Below are 15,486 nucleotides of genomic sequence, written 5' to 3' on the forward strand. Positions count from 1 at the left end.
TTCAATCCGGGAGGCAGGACTGTTGAATACACTAGAACAAGCACACAAACACAAGATTATTTACGATCGTCCGGCAGCAACCTTTTTTGAAGGGGCATTATTGGGAAATGGAGGGCTGGGCGCTGTCGTAACGACTCGGCCCGATTCAGTTCTTATTCATTTCGGACATAACAACGTTTGGGATATTCGGATCGCAGAAAATAATCAAGACCGAATAGGAACCTTTGACAGCTTGTTCGCCAAACTGAAGGAAATCCCGGATACGTATACATCTCTAAGCGATGAAGGGTGGTACCGTGATTATGTAACAATGACAAGCGAGAACTACAGCTTTCCCTATCCGCGACCGATGCCGTGCGGTTCCCTGCTGCTTGGCTTCGACCCACGGAGTACGGAAGTGCTGGGGCACTCCTTACAAATCGATAATGGCGTATGCGAAATCCATTTCCTGAATGAAGGAACTCCTGCTACCCTTCAGGTATTTGTCGACCAGCATACAGATCGTCTTTGGGTTGCAATGAAGGATTCTGATCTGCCAGGGAAGACTGTTTCTTTCTTCGACCGTTTGAAGCTCATTCCGGATCCTTCTACACCCAAGGAAATTCCTGCGTTCCGGGCTTCAATCAATGCTTCGAACAAGCAATTGGCGTTTTACCAGACAATGCCATTCTCTTGCCAGGCAGAAGAGACGCATTACGGTCATCCTCAAGATCGGGCATTCCGACTATCCGCACGGATCTCACAATCGATTCCGATTCATGAGAGCGGCAATGAACTTGAAGTGAGGTTGGGGGCAGAAGCTGGTTTCGTCGTGTGTGTCCAATTGGAAGAAGGACTTGATTCTGTCATCAGCAAAGAAGCAATAATACTTATAGAACCGCCGACAAACGTATCATTTGTCCATGCTTTATCATATTCTTTGGACATTTGGCATGAATATTGGTCACGTTCGGGCGTTGCTTTGGAGGATGAATTTTTGGAGCGAATCTGGTACCGGAATTTGTATTTCTTCCATTGTTCTGTGAAGCCTGAAGCCATTTGCCCGGGATTGTTTGCGAACTGGAGCTATGGCATGATCGGTGCGGATTGGCATGGTGATTACCATATGAATTACAACACACAGCAGCCATTTTGGGTAGCATTCTCAAGCAATCATGTGGACAAACATTTGGCTTATGTGAACATGGTCGATCATGTCCTCCCAATCAGCCGAAAGTGGGCAAAAGAATACTACCGCCTGCGCGGCGCTTATTACCCGCATTCCGCTTACCCAGTGGATATGAACGTGATGCCATACCCGGTGCCGCACTGGGGCTGGGAAATTTGTGAAACGCCATGGACCGTGCAAAGTCTCTGGTGGCATTATTTGTATACGATGGACAAATCGTTTCTGGCCGAACGTGCCTTCACGCCAATGAAAGAAGCCGTAATGTTTATGGTCGATTATATGAAACGGCCGGAGGCGCATGGAGACGCATGGGGCGATGATCGCTATCATATTTTCCCAACCGTGGTGCCGGAATTGTATGAATTAACGCCCGGCTTCAAGAAAAACAGCGATTGTATCGTCGATTTGACGTTAACGAAGTTTCTTTTCAACGCTTTCACCAAGGCATGCGATGAGCTTGAGCGAAATGATGAAGAAGCCGAATTACTCGCTGAGGTCAACGAGGTTTTGCACAAATTTCCTGACTATCCGACCGCGGAATCACAGGGGGGTAAAGTATTCGTTTCCGTTCCAAACGAAGATCCGGAAGTGGTATATAATGTTCCGAACGGGGTTTCAACCATTTTTCCTGGAGAAGACCATGGTTTGCATAGTTCGCCTGAGGAATACGAGATCGCAGTTAATTCTTATAAGAATCACCGTAATGAGGGTGGTAACGATCTTGTTTTCTATCATCTCGCTGGGGCGCGATTAGGTCAGCTCGACCTGGAACGCTTTAAGCGTCAAATCCAATACTGTTTGCTTCCAAACGGAACTTGTACGGACAAAGTACTGCAATCCGGTGGACGATATTCGGACACAACTGCCTTTGATTTCATGGGAGCCATGGGCATATGGTTTGAAAACTTTGCCTTGCCCGCCGTTATCAATGAATGCTTGATGCAAAGCTATAACGGCATCCTTCGCTTTTTCCCTAACTGGTCCACAGAGAAATATACCGAGTTTTCAACGCTTCGCGCGGTTGGAGGATTTCTTGTAAGCGCTGCTGCCTATCAGGGTGATGTGCTATGGATAGACATATTTAGCGAGGCAGGCTCCCGGCTTCAGATCTACAGTCCTTGGGAGAATGACGTCAAATGTATACACAGTAGCGGGGAAGAATTGCTGCGGGGGAACATCATTATGGTGGATACAGTGAAAGGGGAAAATATTCGTTTACTAAGGGCTCAGGTATAAGCTTTTTACGTAAATGAACGAATTCCGAAACTTCCAAAATGGAAGGGAGAATTGCCGTGCCTAAATATTCCAGGTTATTCCGAAGGTTTCTGTTCTCGTATATCGTTATTTTGGCCATTCCCAGCATAGCCGGCTATATGTCGTACCGTACTTCAATTGCCGTCACTGAGTCCATTTCCATTGAGAATAATGTGACTCAGCTTCAAAAGAGCCAAGAGATTCTGGAGCGCAGGATGGTCGAAGTTGAAAGCTTTACGAGACAGTTGGCTTTAAACCAGGACTTGAGTGTACTTCTAAACGAAAAGTTGGTAGATGAAAAGACAAATGTGTATGGGATCTGGAGAATATCGAGAGATATTATGGCTTACAGTCAAACCAATGACTTTTTGAAGAATTTTTATATTTATTTGAATAATTTCAACGTCATTATAATGCCAGGCAATACTTATTTTCGCCCTGAACATTATTATCAGACGTCATACTACAGCAATCTTTCATTGGACGAATGGAAACGGACCGTGTTGGAAAAAACACACAGAAGCGAAATCATGCCGCTCAGCCCATTTGTCAATAACGGAACGCAAAGCTCGGTCATCACCTTTATGCAATCTCTCCCCCTGGATAGCTTCAGTGACTCCTCACCGGCTACGATTGTTACGATTATTGATGAACAAACCATCAACAGTGTTTTATCCGGCTTAAGAACCCCCAATGGCGGCTGGACGTATATTAGCGACGCGCAAGGACATACCATTAGTTTACAAGGTATTAGTCAAGAAGAGATTGATCAATTATCCGCAGATAGCCGCTTCGCTAAAGACAAGGTCAGTCAATTTTATAAAGATGATCTCGTGATCAAGATTCGTTCTCAATCAACGGGTTGGGTATACAGTACTGGTATTCCAAGACAAGTTTTAATGGAGAATGCGAATAAAATCAAGTACATCACTTGGTCCGTGACCGGTGTTGCTCTGCTTATCGGGCTTTTTGTCGGTTTTATGCTTTCTTCCAGAAATACGGCCCCGATCAATAGGCTGATCAGTGTGGTGAAAGAGCAATTTGACAAGGAAGCCATGGAGCGCAATGAATATGACTTCTTGCAGGGGAATATTTCCAAAATGATTACGAACAACAAGCGCCTTGAATCCGAGTTGAATCGGCAGCTTCCATTGATTCGGGATACCTTCTACAAGCGACTGATTGCGGGAGAGTATCAATCGAGGGAAGAAATGATTTCTGCCGCCGCGCAGGCTGACACAGAGTTAAATCTGAATGCTGGATATACGGGGATTTTGCAAATTAATGGATACTCCGGCATGGATAGCGTTGAAATTCTCAACGAGCTTTATGCGGCCAGACTCATCCTGAAGCAAATATTAATCGATGCAGGCAGTCACATGCATGTCCATCTGACCGATTTGGGTTCAGATCGCATTGTAACCATATTTACGCCCAAAGAAAAGGAAGAAGCTGAGGCGCTTGGCAAGGAAGATATCGAGCAACTCTTGGCGATGCTCGCCCAACTTGCCTTTAACGAATACCGAATTACAATTACTGCGGCAATAAGCGATCCCTTTTCCTCTTTTATGGAGGTTAGCCGATCCTACGAACAAGCCAGACAAGCTTTGGAATACGCCGTATATATGAACAGAACAGGAATCGTTTGGTTCAGCGATACGCGAATAGAGAGCAACACTTACTATTATCCAATTGATGTGGAGCTGCGAATAATCAGCACAATCAGGGCAGGAGATGCGGCTGAAGCGGAACGAATCGTCCAATCTTTAATCGAACAAAATACGGAAAATCGTGAGCTTTCCATGGAAATGAAGCACCAGCTTATCGGAGAAGTGAAAGGAACGCTGCTCAAAATACTCGACCAGAAGGCTCTAATGGAGTCCACACTGTTTGAGGAAATGAAAAATCGGATCATCGGCATCCAGGAGAGTGAAGCCTTTGAACTGATTTCACGTGAAATCAATGAGATTATTGAAGTCATGTGTAGTCTCATAACGATTAAAAAGAACGATGCGCATCTGAAAACAGTGAAGCAAATTAATGAATATATCGCAGAAATGTATGCAGATCGAGATCTGAACTTATACCGAATTGCAGAGAAAGTAGAGCGTCCGGAAAAATACATCTCCCAGTTGTATAAAGAGGTTACGGGGACGAATTTATCCGACCATTTGGAAAAAATCAGAATGGACCACGCGGCGATTCTTTTAAAGGGGAACCGGTATAATGTCGACGAAATTGCTTCGCAAGTCGGATATAACAGTTCACATTCCTTCCGGAGGGCGTTTAAGCGAGTCATGGGAATACCTCCAAGCTCGTTCAGACAATCTGTAGAGGACTGAAAATCCCTAATCGCTCAGGTGATTAGGGTTTTTTGCTTTAGGGTAATAAATGTACGTTCGTATAGGAAAAATGCCCGCTGAATTCGGGATAATTGTTCGCAAAACGACGCAAATGTACCTATGCGACAACCACATTGAACCTCTATAATCAGACTTATAGAAAGCGCTATCATAATTCCGAACTCAGGGATAGCATTTTGGAAAAAGGAATTGGCAGGAACCGTTTTCACGTATAATCAATCTTGAAGAAAGCGCTGTCAATCATCGCTCGGAACGAGAAATCAGAAAGCTTGGACATCCATACCATAACATAAGGGGGAATTTGATTTGGAAACGATAATAACCGCGAAACAAGAGCGGAGAAAGGCGAAGGGGGCATGGTCTGCTTTCGGAACAAACGCGGGCAAAAGCTTCAAAAAGCATTGGCAGCTTTACTTGCTCATTGTTCCGCCGGTCCTTTATTTTGTTATTTTCAAATATTTTCCGATGCTGAATGCCGTGCTGGCCTTCAAGGACTACAATGTTATGAAAGGAATTTGGGGCAGTCCATGGGTCGGAATGAAGTATTTCAATTTATTCTTTCATAATCCGGTGTTCAAGACATTACTGAAGAACACGCTGTTTGTGTCCTTATATTTGCTGGCCGTCGGCATTCCGATTCCGATCCTTCTTGCGCTCGCGCTGAACGAAGTAAAGAACCGCCACTTCAAGCGTACCCTCCAGATGGTGACTTATGCACCTTATTTCATTTCCACCGTGGTCATGGTTTCCATTATCATGCTCTTCCTAGCGCCGAAACTGGGCCTCGTTAATAAAATTCTCGGTATTTTCGGGATCGGTTCCCTCAATTTTATGGGCGATCCGGATATGTTCCGGTCGATCTACGTTTGGTCCGACGTGTGGCAGACCGCCGGCTATTCCGCCGTTATTTATTTGGCGGCTCTGGCCGGGATCGATCCTTCTCTCTACGAAGCGGCCAAAGTCGACGGCGCCTCACGCATCCAGAAAATGTGGAACGTGGATGTTCCGGGGATCCTTCCTGCCGCGGTCATCATTCTGATTCTGAACGTCGGCACTGTCATGGCGATCGGCTACGAAAAAGTCTATTTGCTGCAAAATCCGCTCAACACGTCAACTTCCGAGATCATTTCCACCTACGTGTACAAAATCGGATTATTGAATGCCAACTACAGCTTTGCCACAGCGGTCGGATTATTCAATTCCTGCATCAATTTGATATTGCTGGTTCTCGTCAACACGATTGCCAAACGGCTATCCAACAACAGTCTTTGGTAAAGGTATCGCACAGAAAGGAGCTACCGCAATGGCAAGCATGAAGCAAACCGTTCGCGAATCGCCCGGAGACCGGTTGTTTCTCGGATTCATTTACCTGGTCTTGACGATCGTATTGGTTGTTACGTTATATCCGCTTATTTTTATCGTGAGCTCTTCGTTCAGCAGCCCTTCCGCTGTATCGGGAGGCCGCGTATGGCTTTGGCCGGTCGAGGCGACTCTGATCGGCTACAAGTCAGCTTTTCTTAGCAGTCAGATTGTAACCGGCTTCGTGAATTCGTTATTCTATACGGTGTGCGGTACGGCAATCAGTGTCACCTTGACCACGATGATCGCTTATCCTTTATCCCGCAAAACGTTTTTCGGACGCAGCGGGCTAATGATGTTCATCGTATTTACTTTGCTGTTCTCGGGCGGACTGATTCCGACCTACATGGTGGTGAAAGCCGTCGGCTTGATCGATACGCGCTGGGCGCTGCTGCTTCCCAACGCCATCTGGGTGTGGCAGGTTATCATCGCCCGCACCTTCTTCTCCATATCGATTCCCGATGAGCTTGCGGAAGCCAGCGAGATCGACGGTTGCAGCGATATCCGTTTCGTGCTGAGCATCGTGCTCCCGCTGTCCAAGGCGATTCTCGCGGTATTGGCATTGCAGTATTCCATAGGCCAATGGAACGCTTATTTCGATGCCCTTATCTATTTGAAATCCGACAAGCTGTTTCCGCTGCAGCTGTTCCTCAGATCGATTCTAATTCTAAACGCGAATACCGGCACATTAGACTCGGGGCAAATTGCCGAGAAGCAGCAGCTGCTGAGCCTGATGAAATATTCGCTCATCGTCATATCGAGTTTGCCGGTGCTTCTCATTTATCCGTTTGTTCAGCGCTACTTCGTGCAAGGGATACTGATCGGTTCCGTTAAAGGGTAATGAACCGCAGGACCGACCAACAAGGAGAGGGGGGATGCCAATGTAGGCAGGCAAACAAAAAAATCGACCCATCATAAAATTTCTTAAAAAAGGGAGAGGTTATATTTTGAAGAAAACATGGATAACGGCAACGATCTGCGCGCTTGCCATCAGCACGGTTTTGGCGGGCTGCACCACCAACAACAGCAGTACGGGCGGTAACGCCACTGCCACTGCCACCCCAGGAAACAATGCGCAGTCGACAGCTTCTGCTTCCAAAGCGGTAACCATCAAGGTATTTGCGGACCAAGACACATCCAATAATCAGGATTTGGCTAACAGTTGGTTTTCCCTGCAACTGGAGCAAAAGTTTAATATCAAGTTCAACTGGACAACGGTTCCTTTTGACGGCGCACCGGAGAAAAGACAGATCTCGCTGGCCAGCGGAGACTACCCGGATATGTTCTTGCTTGTTCCTTATATCGATCACTTCACTCAAAGCGATTTGCTTCGCTACGGCCAGCAAGGCGTATTCCTTCCGCTGAACGATTTAATTGACAAGTACGCTCCGAACATCAAGAAAACGCTTGACAGCTATCCTGACTATAAAGCGATGAATACGGCGCCGGATGGCAAGATCTACGGTCTCGGCCAGTTTGCCGCCTGTTATCACTGCTCGTTTCCCAACAAAATGTGGGTGAACAGCACATGGATGAAGAAGCTCAACATTACAACACCGAAAACTACCGACGATTTCAAGAAAATGCTGGAGGCGTTCAAGACGAAAGACCCGAACGGCAACGGCAAGGCGGACGAAATTCCGCTCAGCGGTTCCATTGAAACGTATGGCGTGCACGTTGTTCCGTTTCTGATGAACGCCTTCATTTACGACGATGACCACACTTATTTGAACCTGAATAACGGCAAAGTGGACCTCGCAGCCACCAAGCCGGAATGGAAGGAAGGACTGAAATATATCAAGTCGCTGTACGACGGGGGGCTGATCGACCCGGGCGCCTTCACGCAAAATGCCGAAGCGTTCAAAAAGATCGGCGAGAATAAAGACGCACAAATTTTGGGCGCAGGCGCAGGCATGCATCCAGCGATCTTCGTCGATATTGCGGACGGAAACCGGTTTTCGAAGGATTACGACTCGATTCCGCCGATTACAGGACCGAACAACGTCGCTTATTCCACCTTCAGCTATGCGGGCAATGCGGGGACATCGTTTGTGCTGACGAATAAAGCGAGCAAAGAAGCGCAAATCGCCGCTATCAAGGCGATGGATTATATGTACACGTTAGACGGCCAGCTCGCGGCCCAAGGCGGCGTAGAAGGTGTGGACTGGCGCAAGCCGCAGGCTGGAGAAAAGGCGCTGGACGAATCGATGCAGCCGATTTGGTTTACGACACCGGAAAAAGCCGGCGAAAAAAAGCGCAATAACAATTGGATCTCCGTGGGACAATACCTATCTGACAATAATTTGCGAGGTTCGCAGGTGCAGTCGACCGATATTTATAGCGACAAGGGCTACGAGCGCAGATTGTTCCAAGCGACCAAAAACAATTACGACACCAAACAACCAAAACAAGTATTACCGTACTGGGCACTGTGGATCGACCCAAGCAGTGCGGATCAGGCGAGCATGCTGCAGACGAATATCACCAACTATGTCAACCAAAACGCACTTCAATTTATTACAGGCAACAAGAACCTGGATAAAGACTGGGACGCTTATGTGAAAGGCTTCGACGGTCTGGATTTGAAAGGTTATTTGACTATTATGCAAAAATCGTACGACTCTTCAACCTTCAACAAGAAGTAAAGCGACAGCAATCACATAACAACGATCTCAAGCAAGCGCCTTATCTTTTCGATAGGGCGCTTGCTCAATGTGTACGTCCAGCAACAGACTCCAAAGTTAACGCTATAGAGCCCTTCTGACTAGGGAGGGCTCTATAAGTTTCTATTTGAAAACCTTCAATCATACATGATATATTATGAGAAAAAGATGGGTGAGGGGTCAGATGGGCAGTAAGATCAGTCGTGTAAATTTAACGGAAGAAATATACCGGATTGTCAAAGAAGATATATTGTCACATAAATTAAAATCAGGCGAAAAAATTAACATCGATCAATTGGCGCGCTCTTTAGAGGTAAGCAACATCCCTATTCGCGAAGCTCTTTCCAGATTGCATTCCGAAGGGTATCTGTATGTCATTCCCTTTAAAGGGATGTTTGTTAATCTGATGACTCTCAAAGACTTGAATGAATTATTTGAGATCAGATTGCATCTCGAGCCTCTATCTGTTGAGAAGGCTGCGCTTATCATACCTGATGATAAACTCGAGAAACTGCAAGAAACGATGAAATCCCTTCAGATCAATCCAACATCACGATCGACTAACGGCTTGGTGACCATTACAGAAATGAATACGTCTTTACATGGCACCATCCTGGCATATTGCGAAAATACAAATTTGCAAAATCTAGTTAGAGGGTATATCGAACAGATTCAAAGATATTTGACTTTCATCCAATTACATTTAGATTTAGATTCCACCCATGTGGAATGGTCGGAGCATAATGCTATCTTGCAGAAATTAATGCAGCGAGATCCTAAAGGCGCTTCGGATGAGATGTCCAAGCATATTAGAAATTCGCAAATAAGGACGAATGATCGTTTTATAAAAACGGGTATTTAACTTGGAGGATAGACACTATGCAATTAGCAGGAAAAACAGCTATTATTACTGGCGCGGGTTCTGGTATAGGTGAAGCCACCGCCAAATTATTTGTCAGCCAAGGCGCGAAAGTTGTGATCGCGGACTGGAATGAAGCGGAAGCAAGCCGTGTTGCTGCCGAAATTAATTTGAAACAACCAGGCAATGAAGGCGCTATTGCTGTGACAGCGGACGTCTCATCGGAGCATCAAGTTAAGCTTTTAGTGCAGCAGGCGCTGTCAGCTTATGGTTCGATTGATATTTTATTCAACAATGCAGCTGTTGTCTTAGCTAAGGAATTGGAAGATATCAGTGAAGCAGAATGGACGCGTACACTTGATATAAACTTGAAAAGTGTCTATTTGATGATAAAGCATTGTATCCCTGAAATCCGAAAAAGTCGTGGCAGTATCGTAAATATGTCCTCATTAAACGGTTTGATAGGACAGCGGCAAAATCCGGTTTATTCAGCAACGAAAGGCGCTGTCATAGCGATGACGAAAGCGTTGGCACTTGATTACGCAAGGCATGGCGTACGTGTGAATTGCATCTGTCCGGCAGGTGTAATGACTCCTTTATTAGAAGAGTGGATAGGCCAACAGCCGAACCAGGCAGCAACTGTTCAAGCGTTAACTGACATGCATCCGCTAGGAAGATGTGCAACAACGGATGAAATTGCAAGCGCAGTTCTGTATTTGGCTGGCAGCCAATCGAATTTTGTCACGGGGATTGCTTTAACGGTTGACGGTGGAGCATCTTTAGGATATTGAGCAAAGGGTTAACGTTTATAGTTTTTTAAAACGATCACCGCATTATGCCCTCCGAAACCGAAGGAATTGGATAAGCCAATGTTTAAATTGGCTTCACGAGCAACGTTTGGCACGTGGTCCAAATTACAATCAGGATCTGACTGCTCCTGATTAATTGTCGGGGGAATGATACCTTGCTGAAGACTTTTAACTAAAGCAATTGCTTCCACAGCACTGGATGCCCCTAGCAGGTGGCCAGTCATGGACTTATTCGCTGTGACCGGAATCCGATCGGCATGTTCTCCGAAAAGCTTTTTGATTGCCAAAGTTTCCGACCTATCGCCGATCTCTGTGCTTGTAGCATGCGCACTGATAACATCCACTTCTTCTGGTCTGACACCGGCTTCATGAATCGCCATTTTCATAGCCTGATAAGCGCCAATTCCTTCTGGATGGGTAGCAACCATATGATAGGCATCAGAACTGGCTCCATATCCAATCACTTCCGCATAAATTCGGGCATTTCTGCGCAAAGCATGAGTAAGCGACTCCAGAATTAGGATGCCTGCCCCTTCAGCCATAACGAACCCATCACGCCCGGCGTCGAACGGACGACTAGCTTGGGTTGGCTGATCGTTTCGAGTAGATAAAGCCGTTGCATTGCCGAAACTCGCCAAAGATATTTCCGTAACGGCAGCTTCGGCTCCTCCTGCAAAAACGATATCACTGAGTCCTAAACGGATTAATCGAGAGGCCTCTCCAATCGCCGTATTTCCGATTGAACACGCCGTTACCGGAGACAAGGTTGGGCCTAGCGCACCGTATTTAATACTAATCGAAGCGGCCGCCATATTTGATATCATCATGGGCACTAACGTCGGGCTCACCCGTTCTGGACCACGTTCCCGAATAATCGCAGCTTGATCGAATAAGGTCTGAATGCCCCCAACACCTGAGCCTACATATATACCCATACGTTCCCGATCAATATGTTCAAGCGAAAGCCCCGAATCATCCCATGCTTGCTCAGCGGCAGCCATAGCAAACTGACAAAATCGATCCATACGTCGTGCTTCTTTTCGGCCGAATAATCCATCCGCATCAAATTCTCGAACAATTCCTGCTATTTTGGACTTATGTCTGGAGACGTCGAATGTATCAATGAGGGAAATCCCGGATTCCCCTTTTTTCAATCTATTCCAAAAGGTCTCTACATTATTGCCTAGCGGAGAAATAACACCCATCCCGGTGATAACTACTTTTTCCATGATCTGCCTCCCTTTGCAAATATCTCATAGTAGTTATCTTGTCACTATCTTTATCCTATTACAAGTTGTTGTTTATTATAGTATAATTACTACTACCATGACGATTTGCAAAGGTGAATAATGAACCATCAAACTAGACTTCAAGCATTATCCGCTTTTTTAAAGGCTCAACGAGCCAAGATTCTTCCTGATTCAGTCGGATTTACTTCGGGTAATCGCAGAAGAACACCAGGCCTGCGAAGAGAAGAAGTCGCCCAATTGGCAGGAGTCAGCCCCACATGGTATACCTGGCTCGAGCAGGGGCGAGACATCAGAGTGTCAACTTCGGTCTTGGATTGTATTGCAACTGCATTGCAGCTGACAATCGATGAACGTAAATATCTTTATGCCTTGGCACAGGAGTCAGGTTCTGGAGCAACTTTGCTGAAGGAACAATTACCTGAAATAAGCCCTTCCTTAAAAAGAATTTTGCATGAACTGCGATTTTGCCCCACCATCATAACGGATCGACGATATTATATCGTTGGCTGGAATGAAGCTGCATCCCACGTCTTTCTGGATTTTGAACAAATCCCGTCCGAACAGCGGAATATGATTCGTCTTTTGTTTACAAGGAAAGAGCTTCAACGATTGGCCGTTAATTGGGAACACTTTACCAAAGGGTTTCTTGCCATTTTTCGTGCGTATTACGGACAATATGTCGAGGATGAATGGTATGAAAGGTTTCTTGACGAGATGAAGGCAGTTCACCCTGATTTCAATATTCTATGGCAGCAAAGCGACGTCCAATCAGCTCCAGAGGTCTTGATTGAATTTCGACATTCCAAGGCGGGCAAGATGCTGTTTCATTTAACCTCCTTGCAGGTTCAGGGCAGTACCGATTTGCGCTGCAGTATTTATACTCCGGTTCCGGATTCCTCAACAGAATACAAATTAAAACAGTTAATTGAACGCAAATAATTGCACTCCAAATAACCAGCAATGATAAAAAACGGCTCTGTGCGCACCATTAGCATTAGAGCCGTTTTTGTAATGCAGGAGCGGAGCGGTGACGCATCCACTGGAAATTGATCTTATAACAGTGAAGACAAATCGACAGATAAATGATGAACTGGCTTTTTGATATGCTCAGCGAGCCGATACAAAAACGAGAGCCTAGGCTGCTCCGAGATGAGTTTGATGATTAACCCATCGCTATTCAGTTCATCCAGACGAATTGAAAGCATACGTGGCGTTACTTGCTGCAGGACAAGACGAATTTCCTGAAACCGCTCATACCCAAAATCAAGAGCAAGGAGAACCGGGATGTTCCATGCTTTGGCTGATAACCGACCGTAACCCATATCGGCTTCGGCCTGTTGGATCGTTTCGCCAGCCTCCCTGTACAATCTTCCCTTTTCTGTTAACACATATTCCGGGAACAAAGGATGGTGGCGTTCAAAAGGGGATAAATGTTTGATCAAGCCGCCTTCGATCATCCTCTTTAAATTGTCACTCAAACGAGCTGGTGTCGTTTCCAAATGCCGTTGCAATGGTGTGAATCGCCCCCCGCAATCTTCAAGCGTAAGCAATACAGGTATGATCCATTGCCCCGAAAGTTCTTGAGAAATCCGAAGTACATTCTCTCTCTTACTCAAATCAATTTTTCCGACAGCATCAGGTCATGCCCATCGGGATCCTTGAACGCCGCCAATTTGACAAGTCCTGGAATTGTTCTTATTCCGCCGTTAAACAAGACACCTTTTTGCTGAAGGGTTTGCATCGCTTGCTCAATGTTTTCAACTTCAAAGGTCGTCGACGTTGTGGAGGGGATAAGCTCTTGCGCTTCGGAAAAGCCGATAAAGCAATCTTTGGTGTTGGTGGCTAGCCTCGCCTGTCCTTTTCCAGCATCGTGATTAAGAACTTTAAAACCAAGCTTCTCAGTATAAAATTCCAAAGTAAGCTCCAAATCATGGACGTTATACCAAACCGTGAGTCCTGAATTATACATATATAAGCACCTCCTCTTGTTATCGATATTATACATAGTATATTATCGATAGTCAAATTTTAAACACGACTTATTTACCATGTCTCATGAGCCAAGTTGTGTTAAGTTTATACAATAACTTAATCTCAAATAGAGGATAAGGAGGATTTCAATTGAACAAGGAGCCTGATAAATTCGTTAAGATCCCCGGCAGTGAGCGAACCGCTCTGCCTAACGCCCGTAAAGTGCGCGATGTTGATCCCAATGAACAAATTTTGGTAACCGTGCTTGTTCGTCGTCCCTCTGTCACCCCAGACCTGCAAAATATAAACGCCCACGCAATAAATCAAAGAAGTTACATGAGCCGGGAAGCATTCAAAGTCGAACATGAAATCGATCCGGAAGACCTTAAAAAATTGAAGGAGTTTGCCCATCAATACGGATTAACCGTGAAAGAAATCAATGAGGCGGCCGGAACGGTAGTGCTGATTGGCACAACAGAAGCGTTCAGCAAGGCGTTTAGGGTTGAGCTCTCTCATTATGAGCACCCGAATTTTACTTATCGTGGACGGACTGGCCATGTACACATACCTGATAGCCTTGTCGGGATCGTCGAGGCCGTTTTAGGACTTGACAATCGACCCCAAACGCTGCCCCATTTTCGTATTTTGAAGGAATCGGAAGGCTTTGTGAGATCTAACGCGCTTAGAGTCTCATATACACCTCCACAAGTAGCCCAGCTCTATCATTTTCCCACAGTGATAGATTGCAGTCGTCAATGTATCGGAATCATCGAGTTAGGCGGCGGTTATCGTTCCGATGATCTTATGAGTTACTTCTCCTCCTTGAAGCTCTCTATTCCTAAAATTACCGATATATCTATCGATGGAGTACAAAACGCGCCCACAGGTGATCCAAACGGCCCCGATGGCGAAGTCGTGCTGGACATTGAGGTGGCTGCTTCTGTCGCGCCAAATGTGCAGATTGCGGTTTATTTTGCGCCAAATACCGATTCCGGATTTTTGAATGCCATTTCCAAAGCGATCCATGACTCGACGAATAAGCCCTCGGTTATCTCTATCAGCTGGGGAAATTCGGAAAGCCAGTGGACGCCTCAAGCCATGCAGGCCATGAACCGAGTGTTTCAAGACGCCGCTGCTCTGGGTGTGACAATCTGCTGTGCTTCGGGGGATAGAGGTTCGTCTGACGGAATAAACGATCATTTATTGCATGTCGATTTTCCTGCTTCAAGTCCTTATGTCCTCGGATGCGGCGGTACTCGTTTGGAAGGCTCGGGACAGTCAATCACGAAGGAAGTTGTATGGAATGAAGGGAAAGATAGTGGAACAGGCGGGGGAATAAGCGATGTGTTCGATCTTCCAAGCTGGCAGGCAGATGCTCATGTCCCTTCTTCGCCAAACCCGGGAGGTCGAAGGGGTCGCGGTGTGCCGGATGTTGCGGGAAATGCCGATCCGGTAACCGGCTATGAAGTATTGGCTGACGGTCAAAAATTTATAGTTGGGGGTACAAGCGCTGTGGCGCCTCTATGGGCGGGACTCCTTGCGATTCTTAACGAAAAGCTGGGACATCCTGTTGGCTTTGTGAACCCCATTCTCTATAGCCTGGCTAATCATGATAGTGCTTTTCATGACATTATCTCCGGAAACAATGACACCAATCGAGAAACAGGACTTTTTGCGGCACAACCGGGTTGGGATGCGTGTACCGGCTTAGGAAGCCCGAATGGAACAAATTTGTTGAATGCTCTAAGTAAAAATTTAAGCACCCATTAAATGAAATAATTCTCAAAATG

12 protein-coding genes are annotated in these 15,486 nt (G+C 46.0%); 9 read left to right on the forward strand and 3 right to left on the reverse strand.

Translation table 11 applies throughout. The features are described from left to right. Positions 1-22: 22 nt before the first annotated feature. The 7 genes from BLV33_RS26150 to BLV33_RS26180 all read left to right on the forward strand — a co-directional run bounded on the left by BLV33_RS26150 (position 23) and on the right by BLV33_RS26180 (position 10,457). Positions 23-2,404 carry a glycosyl hydrolase family 95 catalytic domain-containing protein gene (locus BLV33_RS26150; protein ID WP_171909314.1) on the forward strand — a complete coding sequence of 794 codons (2,382 nt, stop codon included), beginning with the start codon at positions 23-25 and terminating at the stop codon, positions 2,402-2,404. A gap of 56 nt (positions 2,405-2,460) precedes the next feature. Beyond that, positions 2,461-4,764 carry a helix-turn-helix domain-containing protein gene (locus BLV33_RS26155; RefSeq protein ID WP_090798407.1) on the forward strand — a complete coding sequence of 768 codons (2,304 nt, stop codon included), beginning with the start codon at positions 2,461-2,463 and terminating at the stop codon, positions 4,762-4,764. Positions 4,765-5,199: 435 nt separating this feature from the next. Then, complete coding sequence (locus BLV33_RS26160; RefSeq protein WP_253187272.1) at positions 5,200-6,060, forward strand: ABC transporter permease; 861 nt, start codon at positions 5,200-5,202, stop codon at positions 6,058-6,060. A gap of 28 nt (positions 6,061-6,088) precedes the next feature. Continuing rightward, entirely contained in the window at positions 6,089-6,985 is an 897-nt protein-coding gene (locus BLV33_RS26165) for a carbohydrate ABC transporter permease (RefSeq protein ID WP_090798409.1), read from the forward strand. A gap of 106 nt (positions 6,986-7,091) precedes the next feature. Next, the gene (locus BLV33_RS26170; protein ID WP_090798411.1) at positions 7,092-8,789 is read left to right on the forward strand and encodes a type 2 periplasmic-binding domain-containing protein; all 1,698 of its coding nucleotides are present in this window, start codon (positions 7,092-7,094) and stop codon (positions 8,787-8,789) included. Between the two features lie 202 nt (positions 8,790-8,991). Then, positions 8,992-9,669, forward strand: a complete 678-nt coding sequence (locus BLV33_RS26175) for a GntR family transcriptional regulator (protein ID WP_171909315.1) — start codon at positions 8,992-8,994, stop codon at positions 9,667-9,669. A 17-nt stretch (positions 9,670-9,686) separates the two neighbouring features. Then, positions 9,687-10,457, forward strand: coding sequence for an SDR family NAD(P)-dependent oxidoreductase (locus tag BLV33_RS26180; RefSeq protein ID WP_090798415.1), 771 nt, complete (start codon positions 9,687-9,689; stop codon positions 10,455-10,457). 8 nt (positions 10,458-10,465) lie between these two features. Here the strand turns inward: BLV33_RS26180 and fabF are convergent, their stop codons facing one another. Next, positions 10,466-11,704: a beta-ketoacyl-ACP synthase II gene (gene fabF / locus BLV33_RS26185; RefSeq protein ID WP_090798417.1), complete on the reverse strand. Its 1,239-nt coding sequence runs from the start codon at positions 11,702-11,704 to the stop codon at positions 10,466-10,468. A 120-nt stretch (positions 11,705-11,824) separates the two neighbouring features. Here fabF and BLV33_RS26190 point away from each other — a divergent pair, with 120 nt between their 5' ends. After that, positions 11,825-12,664 (forward strand): helix-turn-helix transcriptional regulator, encoded by an 840-nt coding sequence (locus BLV33_RS26190; protein WP_090798418.1) that lies wholly within the window; start codon positions 11,825-11,827, stop codon positions 12,662-12,664. A gap of 113 nt (positions 12,665-12,777) precedes the next feature. Here the strand turns inward: BLV33_RS26190 and BLV33_RS26195 are convergent, their stop codons facing one another. Both BLV33_RS26195 and BLV33_RS26200 read right to left on the reverse strand, forming a co-directional pair. Continuing rightward, the gene (locus BLV33_RS26195; RefSeq protein WP_139305829.1) at positions 12,778-13,341 is read right to left on the reverse strand and encodes a winged helix-turn-helix transcriptional regulator; all 564 of its coding nucleotides are present in this window, start codon (positions 13,339-13,341) and stop codon (positions 12,778-12,780) included. Then, complete coding sequence (locus tag BLV33_RS26200; protein WP_090798422.1) at positions 13,338-13,694, reverse strand: VOC family protein; 357 nt, start codon at positions 13,692-13,694, stop codon at positions 13,338-13,340. The genes BLV33_RS26195 and BLV33_RS26200 overlap by 4 nt, the downstream gene beginning before the upstream one ends. A gap of 152 nt (positions 13,695-13,846) precedes the next feature. Here BLV33_RS26200 and BLV33_RS26205 point away from each other — a divergent pair, with 152 nt between their 5' ends. After that, complete coding sequence (locus BLV33_RS26205; protein WP_090798424.1) at positions 13,847-15,466, forward strand: S53 family peptidase; 1,620 nt, start codon at positions 13,847-13,849, stop codon at positions 15,464-15,466. Positions 15,467-15,486: the final 20 nt, after the last annotated feature.

This window comes from Paenibacillus sp. GP183, from assembly GCF_900104695.1.
In the GTDB taxonomy this organism is placed as follows: Bacteria; Bacillota; Bacilli; order Paenibacillales; family NBRC-103111; genus Paenibacillus_AI.

Excerpts from the sequence above, each read along its gene's own strand:
- BLV33_RS26175 (WP_171909315.1), top strand. The coding sequence starts at position 8,992 with ATGGGCAGTAAGATCAGTCGTGTAAATTTAACGGAAGAAATATACCGG.
- BLV33_RS26190 (WP_090798418.1), top strand. The coding sequence starts at position 11,825 with ATGAACCATCAAACTAGACTTCAAGCATTATCCGCTTTTTTAAAGGCT.
- fabF (WP_090798417.1), bottom strand. The coding sequence starts at position 11,704 with ATGGAAAAAGTAGTTATCACCGGGATGGGTGTTATTTCTCCGCTAGGC.
- BLV33_RS26165 (WP_090798409.1), top strand. The coding sequence starts at position 6,089 with ATGGCAAGCATGAAGCAAACCGTTCGCGAATCGCCCGGAGACCGGTTG.
- BLV33_RS26200 (WP_090798422.1), bottom strand. The coding sequence starts at position 13,694 with ATGTATAATTCAGGACTCACGGTTTGGTATAACGTCCATGATTTGGAG.
- BLV33_RS26180 (WP_090798415.1), top strand. The coding sequence starts at position 9,687 with ATGCAATTAGCAGGAAAAACAGCTATTATTACTGGCGCGGGTTCTGGT.